We start from the raw sequence: 2,375 nt of genomic DNA, 5'->3' as shown, positions 1-2,375 counted from the left end.
GATCCGGGCACGGCGAACCGGACGGCGTGCGCGGCGGGACGATGCGCCGTGCGCAGCGCACGGGGCGTTCGTGCGCGGCTGCGCGCGGACAACGAATAATCGTGATGCGACGAGAACGACGGGCGAGACATGGACGGCATTCCTTGAGAATGAAGTGAGCAAGGGAGGTCCATCGCGCGTCTAACAGAGCCGGATACCTTGGCTTGATAGCGGCTGCGCCCGGTCGTTCGGGCGGCGCCATGCTGGCTGCGACTGTCGCCAAAGCGACGACACCCGGTTCCGGACGGAAACGGATGTCGGCAAGCCGGGGCGGATGCCCCGCCCCATGGCGCCGGGTCGGCATTCAGAGCACTGATTGATCTCCGAATGGTCCTCTTTCATCTGTTAATCGGATGACGCCCGGAAATGCGAACCAGAATCTGAAAATTTTTTGCTGCGACGTGAGATCGCCCCCACGCCCCTGACCAGAACCGGCATCGCGCCGGTCACCGGGCTTCGATCGTGACCCACCACGGCAATGTGCGGCGCACCCGGATCGGCAAGTCGCGCTCCAGCATCGCGAGCATCCGGTCGGGGTGGTCGGCGGGGAACCGGCCGACCACGCGTATGCCCGCGACCGACGGATCGACACCGATGTGCCCATGCTGATAACGATCCAGCTCGGCAATCAGCGTGTCGAGCGTGACGTCGTCAGCCAGGAGCACGCCGCGCGACCATGCTTCGCGCGCGGGGTCGGCCCGCTCCGGCGCGTAGATCGTATCCGACGTGAATTGTCGCTGCTGACCGGCCGGCACGATTTCGACGTGTCCGGCCAGGTTGCGAATCTCGACACGACCGTTGAATACGGCCAGCAGCGTGTGCGTGCCGGACTGCCGTACGGTGAACCGGGTACCGAGTGCCTGCATCCGGCCGTTCGGTGTGTCGACGAAGAACGGACGTCCCTGCGTGTCCTTCGCCGTATCGATGAGGATTTCGCCCGTCGTCAGCGTCAGGACCCGCTTGGTGTCGTCGTAATGCACATCGAACGCACTGTCCGTGTTCAACCAGACGCGCGTACCGTCGGCGAGTTGCACGTCCCTTCGCTCGCCGACACCGGTTCGATAATCCGACCGCCATGCAATCACGCGATCCGCCAACGGCGTAAAACGCCAGGCGAACCAGCCGGCGAGACCGGTTCCGGCCAGCGCCGCGAGCCCACTCAGCACGTGGCGCCGGCTCGCCGAACGCGACGCGGAAACATGGACCGCGGCCGCGGCAGCGTTGCGCTCGCCTTGACTCTCGCCCCTTAGCGGCTCGAATCGGCGGCTGACCGCTTCGACATGCGCCCACGCGCGCCGATGTTCCGGCCGCTCGGCCAGCCACGCCGCCCACGCGTGGCGATGCTCGCCGCTTCCGCCATCGGCATGCAGAAGCGCATACCAGTTGGCAGCCTGTTCGAGACTTTCGAAATCCGCCTGAACGCCGGATTCGGCAGCGGATGGGGACGACGAGACAGCCATCGGTCAGTGCTTGATGCCGGCGTCGAGCAACGCGAGCTGCAGCATCGCCTGGGCGAGATACTTCTGCACCATTCGGTCGGAGACACCCAGTTCGCACGCGATCTCGCGGGTGGACAGGCCATGAATCTGCGCCATGACGAATGCGTCTCTTGCCTTGTCCGACAGCCGGCTGATGAGCGCACCGATTTCCATCAGTGTCTCGATGACGATCGCGCGATCTTCAGGCGAAGGCGCGCAGGGCTCCGGCTGGGCGGCGAGCGCGTCGAGCCACGCCTGCTCGACCTGACGGCGACGGAACAGGTCGATACACATGCCCTGCGCCATCGTCCGCAAATAGGCCCGTGCCTCGGCGTCGTTGTCGAAGCCCTTCGGTGCGGGCTTGAGGATCAGGCGAAGAAACGCATCCTGGGCAAGATCCGCCGCATCGAACGCGTTGCCCAGCCGCCGGCGCAGCCAGCCCTGCAACCAGCCATGGTGGTCGCGATAGAGCGCCTGCACTTCCTGATGCACGGCAAATTGAGCGGCGGACATGGAACAACCCCTTCTGCTTTAAAGGCGCGAGACGAAAAGACAAATAAGAATCATTCCGGTTTATAAACCAATTCAATTGGTTTCCGCAATATTTTGCAATTAGGGGTCGCATTGGATTGCCCGCATCGACGCCCGCTCATTCATCAGATGATTTTCGCGAAACGGGACGTTGCCGGCCGCAGTTCACCGCATTCCGTGTTGCGAGCGGACATCACCGCCCTTCGCCTGACATGCCGGACATGTTCCGGAAATAACAAGGGCCGCGTCGTGACAGGGGTATCGGTGCCGGGAAGCGACGTGCTCGAATTGCGGGGTCAGGTCATCGTCGTGAAGATTTTTTTTTTC

At 63.6% G+C, this 2,375-nt stretch carries 3 protein-coding genes; 1 reads left to right on the top strand and 2 read right to left on the bottom strand.

What is annotated here, in order from left to right:
* Positions 1-485 precede the first annotated feature (485 nt).
* Both G3O00_RS17800 and G3O00_RS17795 read right to left on the bottom strand, forming a co-directional pair.
* Entirely contained in the window at positions 486-1,499 is a 1,014-nt protein-coding gene (locus tag G3O00_RS17800) for a FecR domain-containing protein (protein WP_206143783.1), read from the bottom strand.
* Positions 1,500-1,502: 3 nt separating this feature from the next.
* A complete protein-coding gene (locus G3O00_RS17795) occupies positions 1,503-2,030 on the bottom strand; it encodes a sigma-70 family RNA polymerase sigma factor (RefSeq protein ID WP_206143782.1) in 528 nt (175 codons plus the stop codon).
* Between the two features lie 147 nt (positions 2,031-2,177).
* Here G3O00_RS17795 and G3O00_RS17790 point away from each other — a divergent pair.
* On the top strand, positions 2,178-2,375 hold a 198-nt coding region (locus G3O00_RS17790; RefSeq protein ID WP_206143781.1), incomplete at its 3' end, for a hypothetical protein.

Origin of the sequence: Burkholderia sp. Ac-20384 (genome assembly GCF_017104605.1) — a bacterium.
Classification (GTDB): domain Bacteria; phylum Pseudomonadota; class Gammaproteobacteria; order Burkholderiales; family Burkholderiaceae; genus Burkholderia; species Burkholderia lata.
The sequence above is the reverse complement of the archived record's forward strand: the minus strand, read 5'-3'. Positions and strand labels throughout refer to the sequence as shown.

Bases quoted from the DNA above. Each gene is read 5' to 3' on its own strand.
- G3O00_RS17800 (WP_206143783.1), bottom strand. From the start codon at position 1,499: ATGGCTGTCTCGTCGTCCCCATCCGCTGCCGAATCCGGCGTTCAGGCG.
- G3O00_RS17795 (WP_206143782.1), bottom strand. From the start codon at position 2,030: ATGTCCGCCGCTCAATTTGCCGTGCATCAGGAAGTGCAGGCGCTCTAT.